The sequence below is a fragment of the Parasphingorhabdus pacifica genome (assembly GCF_054779195.1).
Genome location: NZ_BAAGYS010000014.1, coordinates 177,057 through 198,110 on the forward strand (window position 1 = coordinate 177,057; position 21,054 = coordinate 198,110).

The 21,054-nt window shown below is 69.0% G+C and carries 16 protein-coding genes; 7 read left to right on the forward strand and 9 right to left on the reverse strand.

The features are described from left to right. Positions 1-33: 33 nt before the first annotated feature. From ACYVAN_RS21040 to hemW, 9 genes are all read right to left on the reverse strand, one after another. Positions 34-399 (reverse strand): hypothetical protein, encoded by a 366-nt coding sequence (locus tag ACYVAN_RS21040; protein ID WP_460962241.1) that lies wholly within the window; start codon positions 397-399, stop codon positions 34-36. Further along, positions 392-1,723: a hemolysin family protein gene (locus tag ACYVAN_RS21045; RefSeq protein WP_460962243.1), complete on the reverse strand. Its 1,332-nt coding sequence runs from the start codon at positions 1,721-1,723 to the stop codon at positions 392-394. The genes ACYVAN_RS21040 and ACYVAN_RS21045 overlap by 8 nt, the downstream gene beginning before the upstream one ends. A 142-nt stretch (positions 1,724-1,865) precedes the next feature. Further along, entirely contained in the window at positions 1,866-2,420 is a 555-nt protein-coding gene (gene ybeY / locus ACYVAN_RS21050; RefSeq protein WP_460962245.1) for an rRNA maturation RNase YbeY, read from the reverse strand. Continuing rightward, positions 2,417-3,490, reverse strand: coding sequence for a PhoH family protein (locus ACYVAN_RS21055; protein ID WP_460962247.1), 1,074 nt, complete (start codon positions 3,488-3,490; stop codon positions 2,417-2,419). The genes ybeY and ACYVAN_RS21055 overlap by 4 nt, the downstream gene beginning before the upstream one ends. A gap of 177 nt (positions 3,491-3,667) precedes the next feature. Continuing rightward, positions 3,668-4,039, reverse strand: a complete 372-nt coding sequence (locus ACYVAN_RS21060) for a histidine triad nucleotide-binding protein (RefSeq protein WP_460962249.1) — start codon at positions 4,037-4,039, stop codon at positions 3,668-3,670. A gap of 318 nt (positions 4,040-4,357) precedes the next feature. Then, positions 4,358-5,107, reverse strand: coding sequence for a 16S rRNA (uracil(1498)-N(3))-methyltransferase (locus tag ACYVAN_RS21065; RefSeq protein WP_460962251.1), 750 nt, complete (start codon positions 5,105-5,107; stop codon positions 4,358-4,360). Between the two features lies 1 nt (position 5,108). Next, complete coding sequence (dnaJ, locus tag ACYVAN_RS21070; protein ID WP_460962253.1) at positions 5,109-6,284, reverse strand: molecular chaperone DnaJ; 1,176 nt, start codon at positions 6,282-6,284, stop codon at positions 5,109-5,111. 70 nt (positions 6,285-6,354) lie between these two features. Next, the gene (hrcA, locus tag ACYVAN_RS21075) at positions 6,355-7,377 is read right to left on the reverse strand and encodes a heat-inducible transcriptional repressor HrcA (protein ID WP_460962255.1); all 1,023 of its coding nucleotides are present in this window, start codon (positions 7,375-7,377) and stop codon (positions 6,355-6,357) included. 193 nt (positions 7,378-7,570) lie between these two features. Further along, a complete protein-coding gene (gene hemW, locus ACYVAN_RS21080) occupies positions 7,571-8,800 on the reverse strand; it encodes a radical SAM family heme chaperone HemW (RefSeq protein ID WP_460962257.1) in 1,230 nt (409 codons plus the stop codon). Between the two features lie 165 nt (positions 8,801-8,965). Here hemW and ACYVAN_RS21085 point away from each other — a divergent pair, with 165 nt between their 5' ends. The 7 genes from ACYVAN_RS21085 to ACYVAN_RS21115 all read left to right on the forward strand — a co-directional run bounded on the left by ACYVAN_RS21085 (position 8,966) and on the right by ACYVAN_RS21115 (position 21,038). Continuing rightward, complete coding sequence (locus ACYVAN_RS21085; protein WP_460962259.1) at positions 8,966-9,106, forward strand: putative leader peptide; 141 nt, start codon at positions 8,966-8,968, stop codon at positions 9,104-9,106. 123 nt (positions 9,107-9,229) lie between these two features. Further along, a complete protein-coding gene (locus ACYVAN_RS21090; RefSeq protein WP_460962260.1) occupies positions 9,230-10,930 on the forward strand; it encodes a nitrite/sulfite reductase in 1,701 nt (566 codons plus the stop codon). Between the two features lie 165 nt (positions 10,931-11,095). Next, positions 11,096-11,821: a phosphoadenylyl-sulfate reductase gene (locus ACYVAN_RS21095; RefSeq protein ID WP_460962262.1), complete on the forward strand. Its 726-nt coding sequence runs from the start codon at positions 11,096-11,098 to the stop codon at positions 11,819-11,821. 70 nt (positions 11,822-11,891) lie between these two features. Next, positions 11,892-12,845 carry a sulfate adenylyltransferase subunit CysD gene (cysD, locus tag ACYVAN_RS21100; protein ID WP_460962264.1) on the forward strand — a complete coding sequence of 318 codons (954 nt, stop codon included), beginning with the start codon at positions 11,892-11,894 and terminating at the stop codon, positions 12,843-12,845. 66 nt (positions 12,846-12,911) lie between these two features. After that, complete coding sequence (locus ACYVAN_RS21105; RefSeq protein ID WP_460962266.1) at positions 12,912-14,255, forward strand: sulfate adenylyltransferase subunit 1; 1,344 nt, start codon at positions 12,912-12,914, stop codon at positions 14,253-14,255. A gap of 7 nt (positions 14,256-14,262) precedes the next feature. Further along, the gene (locus ACYVAN_RS21110; protein ID WP_460962268.1) at positions 14,263-15,027 is read left to right on the forward strand and encodes a sirohydrochlorin chelatase; all 765 of its coding nucleotides are present in this window, start codon (positions 14,263-14,265) and stop codon (positions 15,025-15,027) included. Positions 15,028-15,674: 647 nt separating this feature from the next. Further along, entirely contained in the window at positions 15,675-21,038 is a 5,364-nt protein-coding gene (locus ACYVAN_RS21115; protein WP_460962270.1) for a type VII secretion system-associated protein, read from the forward strand. Positions 21,039-21,054 lie beyond the last annotated feature (16 nt).

Sequence of the window (21,054 nt, forward strand, 5' to 3'; positions counted from 1 at the left end):
ACCGTGACAGCGGCCCCGCACCCGGCACCGGCATCAGGGCCGCAGCAACCCCACGACCTCGCCCCGCCCGTCGGCGCGCAGAATCAGCGCGTTCGGACCGAGCTCGCGCACGGCCGCGATCGATTCGGCGTCCACCTCAGCGCCGTCGGTCAACACGGCGGCGGCTTCCAACCCCTCGGCACCGCTGGCGACGGCGGTCGCCACCGCCGCCTGCAGTGCCGTCAACCGCAGTGCGGCCAATCCGACGGTGCAGGCGGCGTACGTGCGGCCGTCGGTGTCCCGCACCGCCGCACCTTCGGCCGTACCGGTCCGTGCCCGCGCCGAACGCGCCAAGGTCACGATCTTGCTGTCCTCGGAGTCGAGTTCCTCCGGAGCCGCTGCCTCTACCTGGTCAGCCACGAGTGTTGTTTCCTTCCTGCTCGGCACCGTGCTGCGGTGCGTCTTCTGCTTCCGAGCGCCGGACCAGCAGAGCGTTGATGCGAATCCGCCCCCGGTGGTCCTTCCCACCTTCCGCGCGCAGCCGCAGGCCGGATATCTCGGCCTCGGCTCCCGGCAGCGGAACCCGGCCGAGTCGTTGCGCCAACAGGCCGCCGACCGTTTCGACATCCGAGTCGTCGAGTTCGACGCCGAACTCCGAAGCCAGGTCCTCCACCGGCAGCCGTGAGCTGACCCGGACCGTGCCGTCCTCGAGCCGCTCCACGGGCCGGTGTTCCTCCAGGTCGGACTCGTCGGTGATCTCGCCGACGATCTCCTCGATGATGTCCTCGATCGTCAGCAAACCGGCCGTGCCGCCGTACTCGTCGACCGCTATGGCCATGTGGTCGCGGGACAGCTGCATCTCCTTGAGCAGCTCGTCGACGCGCTTGATGTCCGGGACGAAACTCGCGGGGCGCATCAGCTCGGCGACGTCCGGCCCGGCCTGCTGCAGGCTGCCGCCCTCGACCACGGCCGCGGCCAGGTCCTTCACGTTGACCACGCCCACGATGTCGTCCACGCTCTCGCCGATCACCGGAACGCGGGAAAACCCCGAGCGCAGGCACAATGCCAGCCCCTGGCGCACGGACTTGGTCGCCTCGATCCAGATCATCTCGGTGCGCGGCACCATGAGTTCACGAGCGATGGTGTCGCCGAGTTCGAAGACCGAATGGATCATCTCGCGTTCGCCCGCGGCGACCACGCCGCGCTCCCCGGCCATGTCCACCAGCTCGCGCAACTCGACCTCGGAGGAGAACGGCCCTTCCCGGAAACCGACGCCCGGCGTGATCATGTTCCCGATCAGGATCAACAGCCTGGTCAGCGGGTTGAGCACGCGGGCGAGCCCGCGCACCGGGGCGGCCAGCCGCAGCCCGACGCCGTAGGGGTGCTGGCGGCCGATCGTGCGCGGGCCGACGCCGACGAGCACGTAGGACGCGAGCAGCATGATCAGGAACGCGAGTGCCACCGCACCGGCGTCGGACTCCACGAGCCGCACGGCCACCAGCGTGACCAGCACGGTCGCCGCCATCTCGCAGGCCAGACGCAGCAACAGCAGCAGGTTCACGTGCCGTGGCCGGTCATCCAGAACCGAAGCCAGCTGGCGCGCCCCAGCACGTCCCTCGCGGACGAACTCGTCCACCCGTGCGCGGGAGGCCGCGCCGATCGCGGCATCGGCGGCGGCGAACACGCCCGCCGCCAACACCAGCAACACCGACCACACCATCATCAGGATGGAACTGGAAAACACGATCCCCGCCTCATAGCCCGTTCTCCGGGACGCCCTGCCCGATTCCTTCCGCGCCGGTGGACATCCGCTCGGTCCGGCCGTTTCGCGGCTCGGCGGCACACCGCCACCGGCGGAACCACGTCACCGCGGTCCGCCCGAGGGCTCAGCTCGTGCCGTCGGCGGGTTCCTCGGACTCCAATCCGACGGCACCCAGCACCCGCGAATCCGCGGCGTGCTGGGCGGATTCCCGTTCCGCCTGTTCCTTCGCGACGCGGTAGTCGGCGAGGATCTGGTTCTGCAAACCGAACATCTCCCGCTCTTCCTCCGGCTCGGCGTGGTCGTAACCGAGCAGGTGAAGCGAGCCGTGCACGGTCAGCAGGTACAGCTCGTCGATGAGGTCGTGTCCGGCCTTGCTCGCCTGGTCCTTCGCGAAAGCGGGGCAGAGCACGATGTCGCCGAGCAGCTCCGGGCCGGCACCCGCCGAATCGGGCCGGCGGGCGGAGTCGTACTCGTCCATCGGGAAGGCCATCACGTCGGTCGGCCCCGGAAGATCCATCCAGCGCTCGTGCAGATCGGCCATCACGTCGAGTTCGACCAGCACGATCGAGAGTTCCGCCAGCTGGCTGACGCTCATCTTGTCGAGCGCGAACCGCGCCACCGAGACGATCGAGGACTCCGGCACCTCGATGCTGGATTCATTGGCGATCTCGATACTCATCCGTGTCCTCGTCGCTGCTGTCCGTTGTGCCCCGAAGCCTGCTGGGAGCGCCCGTCCTCTTCCTTGGCGTGCCAGCGGTCGTAGGCGTTGACGATGTCCGTGACCAGCCGGTGCCGCACGACGTCCTGGCTGTCCAGATTCGAGAAGTGCACGTCGTCGACACCTTCGAGGATCTCGCGCACGATCTTCAGCCCGCTGCGCTGACCACCCGGCAGGTCGATCTGGGTGACGTCACCGGTCACGACGATCTTGGAGCCGAACCCGAGCCGGGTCAGGAACATCTTCATCTGTTCCGGCGTGGTGTTCTGCGCCTCGTCGAGAACGATGAACGCGTCGTTGAGGGTACGTCCCCGCATGTAAGCCAGCGGAGCGACCTCGATCGTGCCCGCCTGGGTGAGCTTGGGGACCGATTCTGGGTCGATCATGTCGTGCAGCGCGTCGTACAGCGGCCGCAGGTAGGGATCGATCTTCTCGTAGAGCGTCCCGGGGAGGTAGCCCAACCGCTCCCCGGCCTCGACGGCCGGACGAGTCAGAATGATCCGGTTGACCTCCTTGGCCTGGAGCGCCTGAACCGCCTTGGCCATCGCCAGGTAGGTCTTGCCGGTACCGGCCGGGCCGATGCCGAAGACCACCGTGTGCTCGTCGATGGCATCGACGTAGCGCTTCTGATTCACGGTCTTGGGCCGGATGGTCCGCCCCCGGCGGGACAGGATGTCCATGCTCAGCACGTCGGCCGGTGATTCGCCGTGGTCCGCCGAGAGCATTGCCACACTTCGACGGACGGCGTCCGGGCTCAGCTGGTTGCCCTTGGACACCAAAGCGATCAGTTCGGCGAACACCCGCTCACCGAATGCGACCTCCGCGGGCTCGCCCGACAGCGTCACCTCGTTGCCTCGGACGTGGACATCTGTGTTGAGCAGGTCTTCGACCACGCGGAGGTTCTCGTCCCGTGAACCGACCAGTGCGAGGACCGAGCTTGCCGGGATGGTGACCTTCGACTCCGCGTTCGAGGTCTGCGTCGGCTGTTCTCCGGGCTGGGCGGCGGCGCCACCCGCTGCGATTCCGGCCACGTGTATTCGGGCCCGCTTTCTGCGCCTGTGCGCGAGTCGACTCGGTACTTCCGCTGGTTCCGATGGTAGAGCAATCCGCAACGCGGAAACGTCCACGACCTCGGGCGCGCACGCCCGGCTCCGGCACCGGAGACGGGCCACTGCCCTGTCGCCACCGGAGTTGGTCGGGGCTCTCGCTCAGCCCTTGAGCGCGCCTCCCGTGAGGCCACCCAGCGGTTCGCCACCGAGCAGGTGCAGGTGCACGTGGAAGATGGTCTGCCCGGCGTCGACGTTGGTGTTGAACAGCACGCGGTATCCCGATTCGGCGATACCTTCCCGCACGGCGATCTCGTCGGCGACCTCGACCAGCTCGGCCAGCAGCTGCGGGTCGGCGGCGGCGAGTTCGGCCGCGTTGCGGTAGCGGGTCTTGGGCACCACGAGCACGTGCGTGGGGGCCTGCGGGTTGATGTCCCGGATGGCGATCGTGCGCTCGGTCTCGTGCACCACGTCGGCGGGCACCTCGCGAGCGATGATCCGCAGGAACAGTGAGTCGGCATCGCTTTCGGTCATGCCCGCAGATTATCGGTTGTGCGGCGGGATGATCGAACGGACCGGCAGCGGACGTGAAGACCGCGGACGTAAACGGGGCGCCGTAGCAGGATCTGGGGGTCACCCTGCTACGACGCCACCCTCGCCGGACCGAGGGGGGGGAGGTGTCCGGCGAGCACTCGGTACTCCGAGCAGACGGACGGCTCGCACTTGCCGCCGTCATGACTCACCGTATCGTCGCATCACCCTTTTGCGCCACGCCTGCGGAGGAGAATTTGATCTTCTCTCCCTCGAGCGGTCACAGCGGGCAGCGGGAACCGAATCATTCGGGCGGTGTGACTACTGGTCGCGCCAACGATCGGTCAACGCACCGAGTGCTCCCAGCGCCACCGCACCGGCAGTCGACGCCCGCAGGACCGACGGACCGAGACGCACCGCCCGGGCCCCGGCATCGATCAACGCCGACAACTCCGACTCGCTGACCCCGCCCTCCGGGCCGACCACGACGACGAGTTCACCCTGTGCCGGGAGGTCGACTTCGGTCAGCTGATCGGGCGCCGACTCGTGCAACACCACGGCGCTGTCCGACCGTCCGACGAGCTCGGCGAGCGCTGCCGTCCCCACCGGTTCCTCCACGGGAGGAAACCACGGGCGGCGGGCCTGCTTCGCCGCCTGGAACGCCGTGTTGCGCCACCGCGCGAGCGCCTTCGCTCCGCGAGGCCCGTCGTCCCACTTGGCGATGCACCGACTCGCTCGCCACGGCACCACCGCATCGACACCGGCCTCGGTCGCCAGCTCCACGGCCAACTCGCCTCGATCGCCCTTCACCAGCGCCTGGGCGAGCCGGACGCGCAGCCGCGGTTCCGGAATCCGCCGAGTACCGAGGACGGTCAACCGCAGTTCGTCGCGCCCGGCCTCGACGACCTCGCACCGGCTCCATCCGCCCTGGCCGTCCGTGAGGACGAGTTGCTCACCCGAGCGGAGTCGGCGAACCGTCGCGGCGTGCTTGCCCTCCGTACCGCCGAGGACGGTCTCACCCGTTGTGGGCAGCTCCTCGACGGCGAAGACCGGCAGCGACGATTCGCCCACGTCAGCGGTTGCCGAAGGAACGGAACCGGGAGAACAGTCCCTGCCGCTGGCCATTGGCCGTCACGGTCGCCTCCGGCTGTTCCTCACCACGGATGCTCGCCAGTTGCCGCAGCAGCTCGTTCTGCTCGTCGTCGAGCTTCGTGGGCACGACGACGTCCAGATGCACGTGCAGATCACCGTGACCGCTGACCCGGCCATTGGACCGGAGCTTCGGCAGGCCCTGCCCGGTGAGCTGGTGTTCGCTGCCCGGCTGAGTGCCTGGCTCGACGGTGATCTGCTCCTTGCCGTCGAGGGTGTCCAACGTGATCACCGTGCCGAGCGCGGCAGCGGTCATCGGAACCTCGACGTTGCAGTGCAGATCGGCACCATCGCGGGTGAAGCGCTCGTGCGGGAGCTCGTCGACCTCGACGAACAGGTCACCGGCAGGCCCCCCACCGGGGCCGACCTCGCCTTCGCCCGCCAGACGCACCCGCATCCCGTCGCCGACACCGGCGGGGATCTTGACCGTGATCGTGCGCCTGGCACGCACCCGGCCATCGCCGCTGCACTGCTGGCACGGGTCGGTGATGACCTCACCGAAACCGCGGCACACCGGGCAGGGGCGGGAGGTCATGACCTGCCCGAGGAAGGACCGCTGCACGGACTGGACCTCGCCCCGACCACTGCAGGTGTCGCAGGTCGAAGGGGCACTTCCCGCCCTCGACCCGCCGCCGTCGCAGGAGTCGCAGAGCACAGCGGTGTCCACGGTGATGTCCCGGTCGACACCGCTGGCGCAGTCCTCCAGCGTGAGTTCCATGCGCAGCAGCGCATCGGAGCCCGGCTGCACGCGGCTGCGGGGTCCGCGGCCGCCACCGCCGCCGGCACCACCGCCACCGCCGAAGAACGCGTCCATGATGTCGCCGAGGCCGCCGAAGCCGGCGAACGGGTCTCCGCCCGTGCCGCCGCCACCACCGCCGCCGTTGCCGAGCGGGTCACCGCCCAAGTCGACGACCTGGCGCTTCTTCGGGTCGGAAAGAACCTCGTAGGCGGTCGTCACGTCAGCAAAGCGCTCTTGGGCGTCGTCCGCCGAATTGACATCGGGGTGCAACTCCCTGGCGAGCTTGCGGTAAGCCCGTTTGATCTGCTCCGGCGTAGCGTCTTTGGCCACCCCGAGGATTCCGTAGTAGTCCCTGGCCACCTTGTGCGATCTTCCTTCGCTCTATCGACGAGTACACGTGCGTCAAATCCGTCGCGCTGACCGGCGCGTCTCACTTACCGGCCAGGATCTCACCGACGTACGCGGCGACGGCACGTACCGCCGCCATCGTGCCCGGATAATCCATCCGGGTGGGCCCGACGACGCCCATGCCTCCCAGCACCATCCCATGCGAGCCGTAGCCGGTGGACACCACCGAGGTCGTTTGCATTTCCTCGGCTTCGTTCTCCATGCCGATGCGAACGGTGACGGTGCGCGAGTCTTGGGCTGCCGCCAACAGTTTCAGCACCACGACCTGCTCTTCCAGAGCTTCGAGCACCTGGCGCAAGGAGTTGGGGAAGTCCGTGACGTTGTTGGTGAGGTTGGGCGTGCCGCCGAGCATCATGCGTTCTTCGGGGTCCTCGACCAGCGTTTCGATGAGCACGCTGCACACTCGCGTCATCGGGTCCCGCAGCTCGGGAGGAGCCTGTTCGGGCAGTTCGGCCACGGCGGCTGAGGCGACCGGCAGCTGCTTCTCGGCCATCGCCGAATTCAGCACCGTTCGCACTCGGGCGACGTCGTCATCCGTGATGACATCGCCCAGGTCGACCGTACGCTGATCCACCCGGCCGGTATCGGTGATCAGGACCAGCATCAGCCGGGCCGAGGTGATGGGCACCACTTCGACGTGCCGAACGGTGGAACGGGTCAGCGTCGGATACTGGACCACGGCGACCTGCTGGGTGAGCTGCGCGAGCAGCCGCACGCTGCGGCGCATCACGTCGTCGAGGTCGAGCGCGCCCTCCAGGAACGCCTGGATGGCCCGTCGCTCCGCGGAAGTCAGCGGTTTGATCTCGTGTATGCGGTCCACGAACGTCCGGTACCCCTTGTCGGTGGGTACGCGCCCGGCGCTGGTGTGGGGCTGGACGATCATCCCCTCCTCTTCGAGGGCCGCCATGTCGTTGCGCACGGTGGCGCTCGACACACCGAGGTGGTGCCGATCGACCAGCGCCTTCGAGCCGACCGGCTCGTTCGACGATACGTAGTCGGCCACGATCGCACGCAGAACGTCGAACCGGCGTTCCTCCGCGTTCACCCCTGTCACCTCCTACGCAGCACTGCCGGGCGCCGCCCGACGGCTCCCTCTTCCGAGTTTACGGCGTTCTCACACGGGAACCGAGAGCCGCGGCGAACGCATGCGCGTGTGACGAAGGTCGCCCACGCCGAGCCGCCCGGTCCAGGACGCCCGCTCCAGGTCACCCAGCCGAAGGTCGCCCGGCCCAGAGCGTCTAGCCCAGCAGGCGCTGCACCACACCGTCCGCGAGCAGCCGCCCCCGGTCGGTGAGCACGCACCGCCCGTTCCGGAGCTCTTCGGCCCGGAGCAGCCCGTCGCCGGCTGCCTGCTCGGCCGCCGCTCGCCCGGGGCCGTCGAGCACGTCCACGGAGATGCCGCCCGCGACCCGCAGCTGGAGCATCACCTGCTCGATCCGCTGGTCCTCGGCATCGAGAAGCTCGCGAGCCTGGGCGGGCGAGGACCCCTCGGCCAGCAGCGCCGAGTAGCGCGCCGGATGACGGACGTTCCACCAGCGGACGCCGCCCACGTGGCTGTGCGCGCCCGGGCCCGCACCCCACCAGTCACCGCCCTGCCAATACCCGAGGTTGTGCCTGCAGCGAGCTCCCTCGTCGGTGGCCCAGTTGGACACCTCGTACCAGCGCAGACCGGCTCGGCCGAGCACCTCGTCGAGCATCTCGTACCGGTCGGCGAGGACGTCCTCATCCGGCATCGGCAGGTCGCCGCGACGAACCTGGCGGGCCATGGCGGTCCCGTCCTCGACAATCAGCGAGTAGGCCGAGACGTGGTCCACCCCTGCTTCCAGGACCGCGTCCAGCGATACCCGCAGGTCCTCCGCGCGCTCACCCGGTGTTCCGTAGATCAGGTCCAGGTTGACGTGCTCGAATCCCGCCGCGCGTGCTTCCTTCGCCGCCTCGATGGGGCGTCCGGGCGTGTGCCGCCGGTCGAGCACGCGCAGCACGTGCTCGGCCGCCGACTGCATGCCCAGCGAAATGCGGTTGAACCCCGCGTCGAGGAGGCCGTCGAAGAAGCGCGGCGAGGTCGATTCCGGGTTGGATTCGGTCGTGATCTCCGCGTCCTCGGTCAGCCCGAAGGACGAGCGGACCGCCGCGAGCACGTCCCCGAGGCGTTCCGCCCCGAGCAGCGACGGCGTCCCGCCCCCCACGAACACCGTTTCGGCAGGGGGAACCGGTCCACCGCCCGCCGCCAGCACCTTCGCGCCCAGATCGAGCTCGGCGCGCAGCCCGTCCAGCCAGTCCCCGAACCCGGACTCGGAGCCCAGCTCGTCGGCGGTGTAGGTGTTGAAGTCGCAGTAGCCGCAGCGGGTCGCGCAGAACGGTACGTGGATGTAGACGCCGAACGGGCGGTTCCCCACTCCGGCGAGGGCACTGGTCGGCAGTGCGCCGTCGAGCGGAGCGGGTTCACCGGAAGGCGGTTGAGCTGGCACGCTTCCAGTGTCCCAGCGGCACGGCGGCTCGCGTCAGAGGCCGTGGCGAGCCCCACCGCGAAGGCAGCACGAAGGCCACGACCAAGCCGGGGACGAGGACGTTGCCGACGCCTTCCCGGAAGGAACGACGTCACCCCGTCGAACCGAAGGGCGTCGCGTCTCACAATGCGGATCGGTTTTGCCCATCCGTACTCGGATGGCAGGCTCGACCACATGGGCACGACCCCTCCGAAACTCCTGCTGGTGACTCGCCGCTACGTTGACCTGCGGCGGGTTTCCAGCGCGCTCTGCCTCCGGACGGGTTGATCCCGCCGCCGCTTTTCCGAACTGTCCAGTCGGCGCCGGGCACGTCGGCTGTGAACACCGTCACCACGGCGGGGTGAACTCGGCGTTGTCTTCGCGCGCCACGTCCCCTCCCGGAGGTCGGGAATGTCCCCCTCGACGGATGCTCCGACTCGCACACCCGCGCGCAAGCGCAAGACCCGCGGCGAAGGCCAGTGGGCTCTCGGGTACCGCGAGCCGCTGAACCCCAACGAACGCTCGAAGAAGGACGACAACCCGCTCAACGTCCGCGAACGCATCGAGAACGTCTACGCGCACCGGGGTTTCGACTCGATCGACCCCGGTGACCTGCGCGGACGTTTCCGCTGGTGGGGGCTCTACACCCAGCGGGCACCCGGAATCCCGGGAGCGCGCACCGGCACGATCGAGCCGGAAGACCTCGACGACTCGTACTTCATGCTCCGCATCCGGATCGACGGCGGCGCACTGACCACCGAGCAGCTGCGCGTGATCGGCGAGATCTCGCAGACCTACGCGCGGGACACCGCCGACATCACCGATCGGCAGAACGTGCAGCTGCACTGGATCCGGGTCGAGGACATGCCCACGATCTGGGAAAAGCTGGAGGCCGTCGGCCTCTACACCACCGAAGCCTGCGGCGACTGCCCCCGCGTCCTGCTGGGGTCCCCGGTCGCGGGAGTCGCGGCGGACGAGATCATCGACGCCACCCCGGCGGTCGAGGAGATCACCGAGCGCTACATCGGCGATCCCTCGCTGTCGAACCTCCCGAGGAAGTTCAAGACGGCGATCAGCGGTTCGCCGCGCTGGGACACGGTTCCGGAGACCAACGACATCTCGCTGGTCGGGGTGGAACACCCCGAGCACGGCCCCGGTTTCGACCTTTGGGTGGGCGGCGGCTTGTCCACCAACCCGAAGCTCGCGGTCCGGCTCGGCGCGTGGGTACCGATCGACGAGGCCGCCGAGGTCTGGCACGCGGTGACGTGCATCTTCCGCGATTACGGCTACCGCAGGCTGCGTCACCGGGCCCGGCTGAAGTTCCTGGTCGCCGACTGGGGCGCGGAGAAGTTCCGGCAGGTCCTCGAGGAGGAGTACCTGGGGCGCAAGCTGGCTGACGGTCCCGCTCCCGAGGTGCCGTACGGACACCGCGACCACCTCGGTGTCCATCCGCAGAAGGACGGCAACTTCTACGTCGGTGTGAAGTCCGCCGCCGGGCGGGTCAGCGGGTCGACGCTGGTCGAGGCGGCCAAGACCGCCGAGCGGGCCGGGTCGAACCGGGTACGCACGACCGTCGAGCAGAACCTGCTGATCCTGGACGTCGCCCAGCGCGAGGTCGACGGGCTGATCTCGGGTCTGGGTGAGCTCGGTCTCCACGCCGAGCCTTCGCCGTGGCGGCGCAACATCATGGCCTGCACGGGCATCGAGTTCTGCAAGCTCGCGATCGTGGAGACCAAGGAACGCGCCATCGACCTGATCTCCGACCTGGAGAAGCGGCTGGACGACATCCAGGGCCAGGTCGAGGACCCGGTCACCATCAACCTCAACGGTTGCCCCAACGCCTGCGCCCGGACCCAGGTGGCCGACATCGGGCTGAAGGGACAGCTGGTCCCCGACGAGGACGGCAACCAGGTCGAGGGCTTCCAGGTCCACCTGGGTGGTGGGCTCGGAGCCGACGCCGGTTTCGGCCGTAAACTGCGCGGGCACAAGGTGACCTCCGCCGGGCTGGGCGACTACGTCGAGCGGCTGGTCCGCACGTACCTGGACCAGCGGTCCCGGGGCGAACGGTTCGCCCAGTGGGTTTCTCGTGCCGAGGAGGACGACCTGAAATGAGTTCGGCGGGATCGGGCTCCGAGCGGGCGGCCCCCTTTTACTGCCCCTACTGCGGCGACGAGGAGCTGACACCCGAGCCGGAGCCTGCCGGCGCGTGGCAGTGCCAAGCCTGTCGGCGCGTATTCACCGTCAAGCTCGTAGGCCTGGGACTGTAGCGGAGGAAACATGACTGCCGAGACCACCACGAACATCGGCGTGCGGCGGGGCGACGACGAACTGCGTGCCATCGTCGAGGAGGCCGCACCGCGGCTGGCCGAGGCAAGCGCCGACGAGGCGCTGCGCTGGGCTGCCGAAACCTTCGGTTCCAACCTGATCGTCGCGTCGAACATGCAGGACGCGTCGCTGGTCGACCTCGCGGCCAAGGCACGGCCCGGGGTGGACATCCTGTTCCTGGAGACGGGCTACCACTTCGCGGAGACGCTCGGAACCCGCGACGCCGTTGCCCAGACCTACGACGTGCGGATCGTCAACGCCCAGGCGGAACAGTCCGTCGCCGAGCAGGACGAAGCGGAGGGACCGAAGCTCCACGACCGGGATCCGACCCGCTGCTGCTTCCTCCGCAAGGTCGTGCCGCTGCGCAACACGCTCGCCCGCTACGAGGCGTGGGTCACGGGGGTTCGCCGGGTCGAGGCGCCGACCAGGGCGGAGACGCCGATCGTGACGTGGGACGAGCGGAACGGCCTGGTCAAGATCAACCCGTTGGCGGCGTGGACCGACGAGGACATGGACAACTACATCGCCGAGCACAACGTGTTGGTGAACCCGCTCGTGCCTGCTGGTTTCCCGTCGATCGGTTGCCAGCCGTGCACGGCGAAACCAGCTCCGGGCGCCGACCCCCGCAGCGGACGTTGGGCCGGCAGCACCAAGACGGAATGCGGCTTGCACGGATAGAAGTGGTTGGAGGGCGTGAGCCCTCGGACGCTTGGACGAACCAGTGCCTGGAGCACTTCGGAGGGGAAGCATGACCACCACCGATCACGAGATCGAACTGGCCGCGGACACGGCATCACAGGAGGCGCCACCGCAGGTGGACAACCTGGACGCGCTGGAGTCCGAGGCGATCCACATCTTTCGCGAGGTCGCCGGCGAATTCGATCGCCCGGTGATCCTGTTCTCCGGGGGCAAGGACTCCACGGTGCTGGTGCACCTGGCGTTGAAGGCGTTCGCGCCCGCTCCCGTGCCGTTCCCCTTGATGCACGTCGATACCGGTCACAACTTCGAGGAGGTCATCGACTTCCGGGACCAGCTGGTGGCGCAGCACGGCTTGCGGCTGGTGGTGGCCTCGGTGCAGGACTACATCGACGACGGCCGGTTGTCGGAGCGCCCGGACGGCACGCGCAACCCGCTGCAGACCACGCCGCTGCTCGACGGGATCACCGACAACAAGTTCGACGCGGTCTTCGGCGGTGGCCGCCGGGACGAGGAGCGGGCTCGCGCCAAGGAGCGGATCTTCAGCCTGCGCAACGCTTTCGGGCAGTGGGATCCGCGCAGGCAGCGCCCGGAGCTGTGGAACCTCTACAACGGCAAGCACCGGCCCGGCGAGCACGTGCGCGTGTTCCCGTTGTCGAACTGGACCGAGCTGGATGTGTGGCGCTACATCCAGCGCGAGAAGATCGAGCTCCCGCAGCTCTACTACTCGCACCGTCGCGAGGTGTACCTGCGCGACGGCATGTGGTTGACCTCCGGCCCCTGGGGCGGGCCACGCGAGGACGAGGACGTCGAGGAGAAGACCGTCCGCTATCGCACGGTCGGTGACGGTTCTTGCACGGGCGCGGTGGAGTCCGAGGCTTACACGGTCGACGACGTGATCGCCGAGGTCGCCGCCAGCCGGTTGACCGAGCGCGGCGCGACCAGGGCCGACGACCGGATGTCGGAGGCAGCGATGGAGGACCGCAAGCGCGAAGGCTACTTCTGATCCCACGGTCGTAGACCCGACCGCCCGCGCGAACCCCGTTGCGAAAGGCTTGAGAGGACCCTGGAAATGACCGAAACCACCACCCGCACGGCTCCCGACAGCGGGACCGAGGTGACCTTGCCGGTGCACACCGATCTGTTGCGCCTGGCGACCGCGGGAAGTGTCGACGACGGCAAGAGCACGCTGGTCGGGCGACTGTTGCACGACACGAAGTCCGTGCTCGCCGATCAGCTCGACGCCGTCCACCGCGCCAGTGCGGACCGCGGTCTGGAGACCCCGGATCTGTCGTTGCTGGTGGACGGTCTGCGGGCCGAGCGCGAGCAGGGCATCACGATCGACGTGGCCTACCGCTACTTCGCCACGCCGAGCCGGTCGTTCGTGCTGGCCGACACTCCCGGACACGTCCAGTACACCCGGAACACCGTGACCGGTGCTTCGACGGCGCAGCTGGCGGTGCTGCTGGTCGACGCCCGCAAGGGCGTGATCGAGCAGACCAAGCGGCACGCCGCCGTACTTGCGCTGCTGGGGGTTCCCCGGCTGGTGCTGGCGGTGAACAAGATCGACATGGTGGACTTCGACGCGTCCATCTACACCGGTATCGCCGAGGAGTTCGCGACGCACGCCCGCGCGCTCGGCTACGACGACGACGCGGTGACCACGATTCCGGTGTCCGCGCTGCTCGGTGACAACGTCGTCGAGCGTTCCGAGAACACCCCGTGGTACTCCGGCCCCTCGCTGCTGGAGCACCTGGAGAACGTGCCGGTGGCTCCGGACCCGCACGACGCCCCGTTCCGGCTGCCGGTGCAGTACGTGATCCGCCCCCGCACCGCCGAGTACCCGGATTACCGCGGCTACGCGGGCCAGATCGCCGCCGGTGTCGTCTCGGAGGGAGACGAGGTGGTGGTGCTCCCGGGCGGCACGCGCACTCGGGTGTCCAAGGTGGACACTCCGGATGGCGAGGCCATCAGTGCGGCCGCCGGGCGCTCGATCACGCTGTGCCTCGAGGACGACCTGGACATCGCACGCGGTGATCTGATCGCCGCGGCCGATTCGCCGTCCCGTGTGACAGACGAGCTCGACGTCACGGTCTGCTGGCTTGCCGAGAAGGCGCTGCAGCCGGGAGCCCGGCTGCAGATCAAGCACGGAACGCGGAACGTGCAGGCGATCGCCACCGAGATCTCGGCACGGTTCGACGAGCAGGAACTGTCCAGTGTGGACACTCCGGATGCGTTGCAGCTCAACGAAATCGGTCGGGTGCAGCTGAAGACCTCGGAACCGCTTCCGGTGGACGACTACGCGGACAGCCGCCGAACGGGGTCGCTGCTGATCATCGACCCGTCCGACGGCACCACGCTGGCCGCCGGTCTCATCGGTCTGCCCCTGGCTCCGCTGGCCGCGGCGGCGAAGTGAGTTCGTGGTGACCGCACCGCTGGTGGCCGTCGCCCACGGAAGCCGGGATCCGCGCTCGGCTCGCGCCATCCACGGACTGATGGACGTGGTGCGCGAGCTGCGCCCGGAACTGGATGTCCGCACGGCATTCCTCGACCTGTCCGCACCGCGTCTGGGCGATGTGCTCGACGCGGTGCGCGGGGACGGCCACCACTCGGCCGTGGTGGTGCCGCTGCTACTCGGCAAGGCCTTCCACGCGCGGGTCGATGTGCCGGCCGCGGTTGCCGACGTACAGCGGCGGCACCCGACGTTCGCGGTGCACGTCTCGGACGTGCTCGGCCCCGACCCGGCGCTGGAGCGAGCGGCGCTGCGCCGCCTCGCCGAAGCCGGTGCGGATCCGAACGACCCCGATCTCGGCGTCGTCCTCGCCGGTGCAGGTTCCAGCCACGCTCCGGCGAATCGACTCGTCGCCGACGTCGCGCACCGTTGGACGAGTCGGCACACCTGGGCCGGAGCGGTCGCCGCGTTCGCAGCCGCGGCCGACCCGGACGTTCCCGGGGCGGTCGCCGAGCTGCGCGCTGCGGGCGCCCGCAGGTTCGCGATCGGCTCGTGGTTCCTCGCTCCCGGACTCCTCCCCGACCGCATCATGCGGCATGCCCGCGAGTGCGCGAACGATCCCGTGCTCGCCGCCCCCATGGCCGACGACCCCGATCTCGCCGAGCTCGTCGTCCGGCGCTACACCGAAGCTCGCAGCATCGCCATCGACCGGAGCAACTACGCGCAGGCGCGTTGAACGACGACGGGCGCCCTTCCCGCCACGGTGCGGATGTGCGCGTTCCGGTCACGACATCCGGCGTACCGCCGCGAAACGGACAGCACGCCGATGTGCGCGTACCGACGACCTGTAAACTCCACCGCATTTCGACCCAACGGGACGCCCGGACGGACCGACGGGTTGGTGCTTTCGCCGCACACAACCGGGAAATGCCCTCGAACTCCCGACCACGCGGCCCGACAACGCGACACGGGGACGATCAGGGCCGAGCGGACACGCTTTCGAAGCGGAAGCTTTCTTCCGGCCTGGTTCTTCCGGCCTGGTTCTTCCGGCAAGTCGAACGCGATCTTTCTCACGGGCACGATCGCCCCGCCGGCAGGTCCGGAACCCCGGCGACCGCTCACCGTACGACTCCTGAACAGGAAAGTCGTTCCACTACGGTGAGGCGCGGCCGATTCTGATTCGATTTGGGGAACAGCGAACTTGAGGCCATGAGACCATGAGAGAGTTCGGGCGACGCGTGCACGGGGAACCCCTCACCATCCCCGCACGTTTCATCTTCGGAGCACACAGGCGGATCCGCGCATTTCGGACAGGTGCGCAACCGTCGGGGCGTACCGAAGGATCAAGGCTGCAATGAAGGAAGTCGGGGGCCACAGCTGGAGATGAGTACGCCACAGCCGAGCCGGCCGGTCATCACGCCGACCATGCGCGAGCAAGCCACCAAGCAGCCTAATTCCTGGCTGTACGTGGTGGATCCGATCTTTACCGACCCCAACGCGGAGATCCCGCCGTGGGGCTTCATCGGTGGATACCGGGTCGACGAGCAGGGTGAACTCACCGACGACTTCTCACCCAATCCGAACTACCGCCCCTCCCCGGTCGCACTGCGGTTGCCCGCGCCGAACAACGATGTCGAGCGCGCGCTGCAGCTGACCACGACCGGTTATGCCCAGGGGCAGATGCTGTTGACCGCCCTGCTGGACGCCGAACTCATCCTGTTCGCGCAGCCGCAGGGGACCGGCCTGTTCACGCTGGAACACGAGTCGGGCCGACGGCAGCTGCAGCTGTTCACCTCCGACACCTACCTGCCGCCGAACTGGACGAGCTGGCAGCGGATGACCGGCAGGCAGCTCGCGGCGCAGAGCCCGGCCGGTCTCGACCTCCAGATCAACCCGACCAGCCCGGTCAAGGCCCGCATTCCCGGTGAGGACCTGATCAAAGCCGCCGGGTCCATTCCGCCCAAGGTTCCGACCGGTCCGCACCCCACACCGCCAACCAACGGGAACCCGGTTCCGCAGTCCGGCCCCAACTCGTTGCCGCAGTCCGGTCCCACTCCCGTAGCGCCGACCCCGCAGTCCGGTCCCGCGCCGTCGGCCGGGCAGTCCGGCCCGAACTCCACGGCGCCTGCACAGCCCGGGCGTGATCCCGTCCCGCAGGATGCCGTGGCCACCACCGGCACGGAGGGCGGCGGTGGCCCGTCCAGTCCGGCCGACAGCGACCTCGGCAAGCGATTCATCGGTTCCATGCTGGCCGGTGCGATCGGTGACGCGCTCGGTGCGGCGATCGAGTTCTACCCCGTGGACCAGATCCGCAGCCGCTACGGCGCGCAAGGGGTCACCGACTACGACCGCAGCAGCGACCGCCCCGGCGAATTCACCGATGACACCCAGATGACGCTGTTCACGCTGGAAGGCCTCATCCGAGGGCACATCGCTTGCCGGACGAACCAGGCCGACAGCCCGCTCGCATCGGTCCAGCTGGCCTACCAACGCTGGCTGCACACCCAGGGCTACGCCTGGTCTCGGGCGGTGGGCCCGTTCGGCGAGCGCTCCCCTTACCCCGACGGCTGGCTCGTCGAACAACGCGACCTGTTCACCGTGCGCTCGCCGAACAGCGATTGCATCACGGCATTGCGCGAGTTCGCTTCCGCCGGGGTGCCGGGCACCTTCGAGCAGGCGATCAACTCCTCGCAGGACTGCGGTGGCGTTGTCCGCGCCGCACCGGTCGCGTTGTGGTCCGAGGACCCCAGGGTCGTCTTCGAACTCGCGGCGGCGACGGCCGCCCTCACCTATGCCGATCCCGGCGGTTACCTGCCCGCCGGTGTGCTCAGCACGATCGTCCACCAGTTGATCCGTGGCGAGACACTGCCCGATTCGCTCGGCGTGGCCCGAGCACTGCTGGTCGAGTACGCCGGGCACGAGCAGACCGATCACCTGCTCCAGGTGGCCCAAGACCTCGCGGACAAGGGCAAGCCCAGTCCGGAGGAGATCAAGGACAGCCTGGGAAGCGGTTGGAAGGGCCCGGAAGCGCTGGCAATCGCTGTATGCGCCGCACTGAGTTCCGCGGGAATCGCCAGTGCCGTGATGATGGCCGTGAACCACTCCGGTGACAGCGACTCGACCGGTGCCCTCTGCGGGAACATCGTGGGTGCGCAGTACGGCTCCGGTTCCCTACCGGGAGTGTGGCTGCGCGACCTGAAGCTGCGTGAGCTCGTCGAGACGGTGGCCAAGGACGGTCTCGCCGAGTTCGGCGCACCGCCGCCGACCAATGGCACGTGGGCCGCGCGCTATCCGGTGAGCGCCGAGTCGGTCGATCTCGTGTTCACCTCGACCATCCCTCCGGTCGGCGCGGAACCGCCGGTGAGTGCCGACTCGGCGCCCTCCGGGGACGCTCCCGCCGAAGGGCCGGCCAGGAGCGATCCGGAAAACGACACGGTCATACGGGCGATCCCGCGGCTGGGTGAGCGATCCGACAACGCATCCGGCACGTCCGCCGAGGCTTCTCGGGAACCCCCGGCCGCATCGGCATCCGCACCATCGAGCGCGTCGGAGCAGGCCCCGACGGGCGGCGACCACGGAAGTGCTGGTTCCGACCCGACCCCGGCAGAAGCAGCCGCCGCACCGGACGACGGCACGGACGAGGAACGCAACGCGGCGAACGACTCGGAGTCGGATCCGACCACCGGATCCGACAGCGGCTCGGAAGCCGTTTCCGAAGCACCGACGGCATCCGGGACGGACGCGCAGTCCGAGATGGACGGGCAGGCCGAGGTGGACGGGCAGGCCGAGGCCGGGGATTTCTCCCGGACCGAGGAAGAGGCGTCTGCCGACGCCCCCGCCGACAGCGAGGACGATCGCACGTCCGAGCCGGACTCGGGCACTGCCGCACCTGCGGCGGAGGTCGTCGCGGCAACTGCCGCCGGAGGCCGCGAAGCCGCTGGGCAGGACTCCGCCTTCGCGCGCAGTGGTGCAGCGGAATCCGACCTGCGCCCGGCAACCTCAGCCACCACGACGACCGCCACGAACGACTCCCCGCCCACGAGCGGTCGGGCGACGAGGATCGCGGGCTTCCTTCTCGGCGGCGCCATCGGGGACGCACTCGGCTACCCGATCGAGGACGCGTCGATGGACACGATTCGCGAGAAGTACGGCAAGGCCGGGGTGACCGGGCTCGTCGACGGGCGCAGAGCGGCCGGGGCGATCAGCGACGGCACGCAGATGATGATGTTCACCACGGACGGGCTCATCCGCGCGTCCGGGCGGAGACGGCGGTATTCGGAGACCGATCCGCTCCGCGAGGTCCAGCACGCGTACCAGCGCTGGCTGCACACCCAGGGATTCGAGTGGAAGGACGCGGGCGGTCCGATCGCGGGGAATCCCCCGGACGGTTGGCTGATCCGGCAACCGGAACTGTTCGCCCGGCGCGCACCCGGTGCGACCTGCGTTCAGGCGCTGCACGGCTATGCCGCCGGGAAACCGGCCGGTTCGTTGGACAATCGGCCCAACGCGTCCAAGGGAAGCGGTGGCATCACGCGCGCCGCCCCGGTCGGTTTGTGGTCCGATGACCCGTCCGAGGTCTTCCGCGTGGGCTGCGGAACGGCGCTGCTCACCCACGGGCAGGCGAGCGGCTTCCTGCCCGCCGGCGTGCTTGCGGTGATCATCCAACAGCTGGTCAGCGGGCGGACGCTGCCGGAAGCGGTGGAACGCGCGCTGATCGTGCTCGCCGACTGGGACGGTCACGAGGAAACCGCCACCGCGGTCCGGCGGGCCATCGAGCTCGCGGCCGAGGACGACACCGAACCGGAGCGGATCAACGAGCACCTCGGGCAGGGCTGGACCGGCGCGGAAGCACTCGCCATCGCACTGTGCGCAGCGCTGTCCCGTCCGAAATCGTTCAGCGATGCGGTGATCCTGGCGGCCAACCACTCGGGCGCCAGCGACGCCACCGCCGCGATCTGCGGCACGATCATGGGCGCTGCCCTCACTCCGCACGCGATGCCGCCCGCGTGGCGGGACGGGGTCGAGCTCGGCGAGACCCTCTCGGCTCTCGCCCGCGACACCGCCCTGGAGTTCGGCCCGAACCCGCCGGACGGGGACGAGTGGTGGCTGCGCTACCCGCTCGATTCGATGTCGGCGGAGGCGGCTGCTCACGAAATGACCGAAGTCGAATCGTCGTCCTCGGACGGCGACAGCACCGACGAGGGCGTCCGGCAAAGCGACGAGACCGGCGTTGAAGCCGTTCACGCGCACACTGCCGCAGTGGCGTCGAGTCGGCCCGAAGCCACCGGGGAGTTCCCCGAATCCGGTGCGGAGGCAGCCGCGAGCGGGACTCCGGCGACGGCCGTGCCCGCCGTGGTGGCCGAAACAACCACCGCAACCGAAACCACCACTGCGGCAGCCGAAACCGGCGTCGCGACCGAGGCACCGGCGGCATCGAACGGAGCTGTCGGCGAAGCGGGCGAATCCGACGACGATCTCTCCGACGAGGAACTCCGGTTGCTCGCCGCGTGGCGCAAGTTCCGCGACGGTGACGACGACGCACCATCGGATCTCTCGCAGGGCTTGCACAAGCTGCTGGTCGAGGCTTTCGGGGAGGAACGTGCCGCCCAGCTCGTCGGCGAAAGCCGTGAGAGTGAACCCCCGGAAGTGAACGGGCAACTGGTGGCGGAGAGCCCTACGCGGGTCAACCGCGCCGAGCGGTTCGCGGGGTGTGTACTGGGAACCGCCGTCGGGGATGCGTTGGCGGCCCCGTGGATTTTCGCCGGACTGCAGCCGATCCTTCGGAACAATCCGGATGGCGTGCGCGAGTACACCGAATGCTTCGGCGCGCGCGGCGCGGCAACCGCGCTGTCCCAGCAGGCCGTGTTCGTCCTCGACGGCCTCATCCGAGCCGCGATCAAGGCTCGGATGAGCGGTTCCGCGACCAATCCGGCGATGGCGGTCCAGCACACGCTGCAGCACTGGATGTGCACTCAAGGACCGTGCTTCGAACCGGCCACTCCGCTGGGGGAGCTCGGCGAGTCCTCTGTTCTCCGACACCAGCGGCTCCCGGATGAAACCACCTTGACGGCCCTCGCCCAGTGGGGTTCCCGCCAGGAGGTTCCCACCGCGGCCAACCCACCGAACGCGGCACGCACGCCCGCGGCGACCGTGCGTGGAGCGGCCGTCGGTCTCTACACCGACACCCCCGCCTCGGCCGTTTCCCTCGGTGCCGAGATCGCCGTGCTGACCCACGGCCACCCGGACGGCTACCTGCCCGCAGGCGCACTCGCGGGGATCGCCAGCGCACTGCAGCTGGGCCAGACCCTCGCCGAGAGCGTGGCCACCGTGCTCGGCGAACTGGACCTGTTGGAAGGCGGTGAGCGGACGGCGCGGTGCCTGCGCGCCGCGCTGGAACTCGCCGACCACGGACCCGTCTCACCGGGTGACCTGGGTGCGCTCGGGCTCGGCTGGGAAGCTCCCGAGGCGTTGGCGCTGGGAGTGGCCGCCGCGTTGTCGCACCCGAACGAATTCGCCGACGCGGTCGCACTCGCCGCGACCCATTCGGGCAACAGCACGGCTACCGCCGCGATCTGCGGGAGTCTGCTGGGTACGGCACGCGGTGTGCAGGCCATTCCGACCGAATGGGTGCACGATCTCGAGCTGCGGGAGGTATTCGACCGCTTGCTGTCCGACGAGAGCCGCATCGCCGCCGACGTTCGCGCCGACCAGCCCGCACCGGACTGGGCAAAACGCTATTTGGAGTAGGCCACAGTGGACGAGG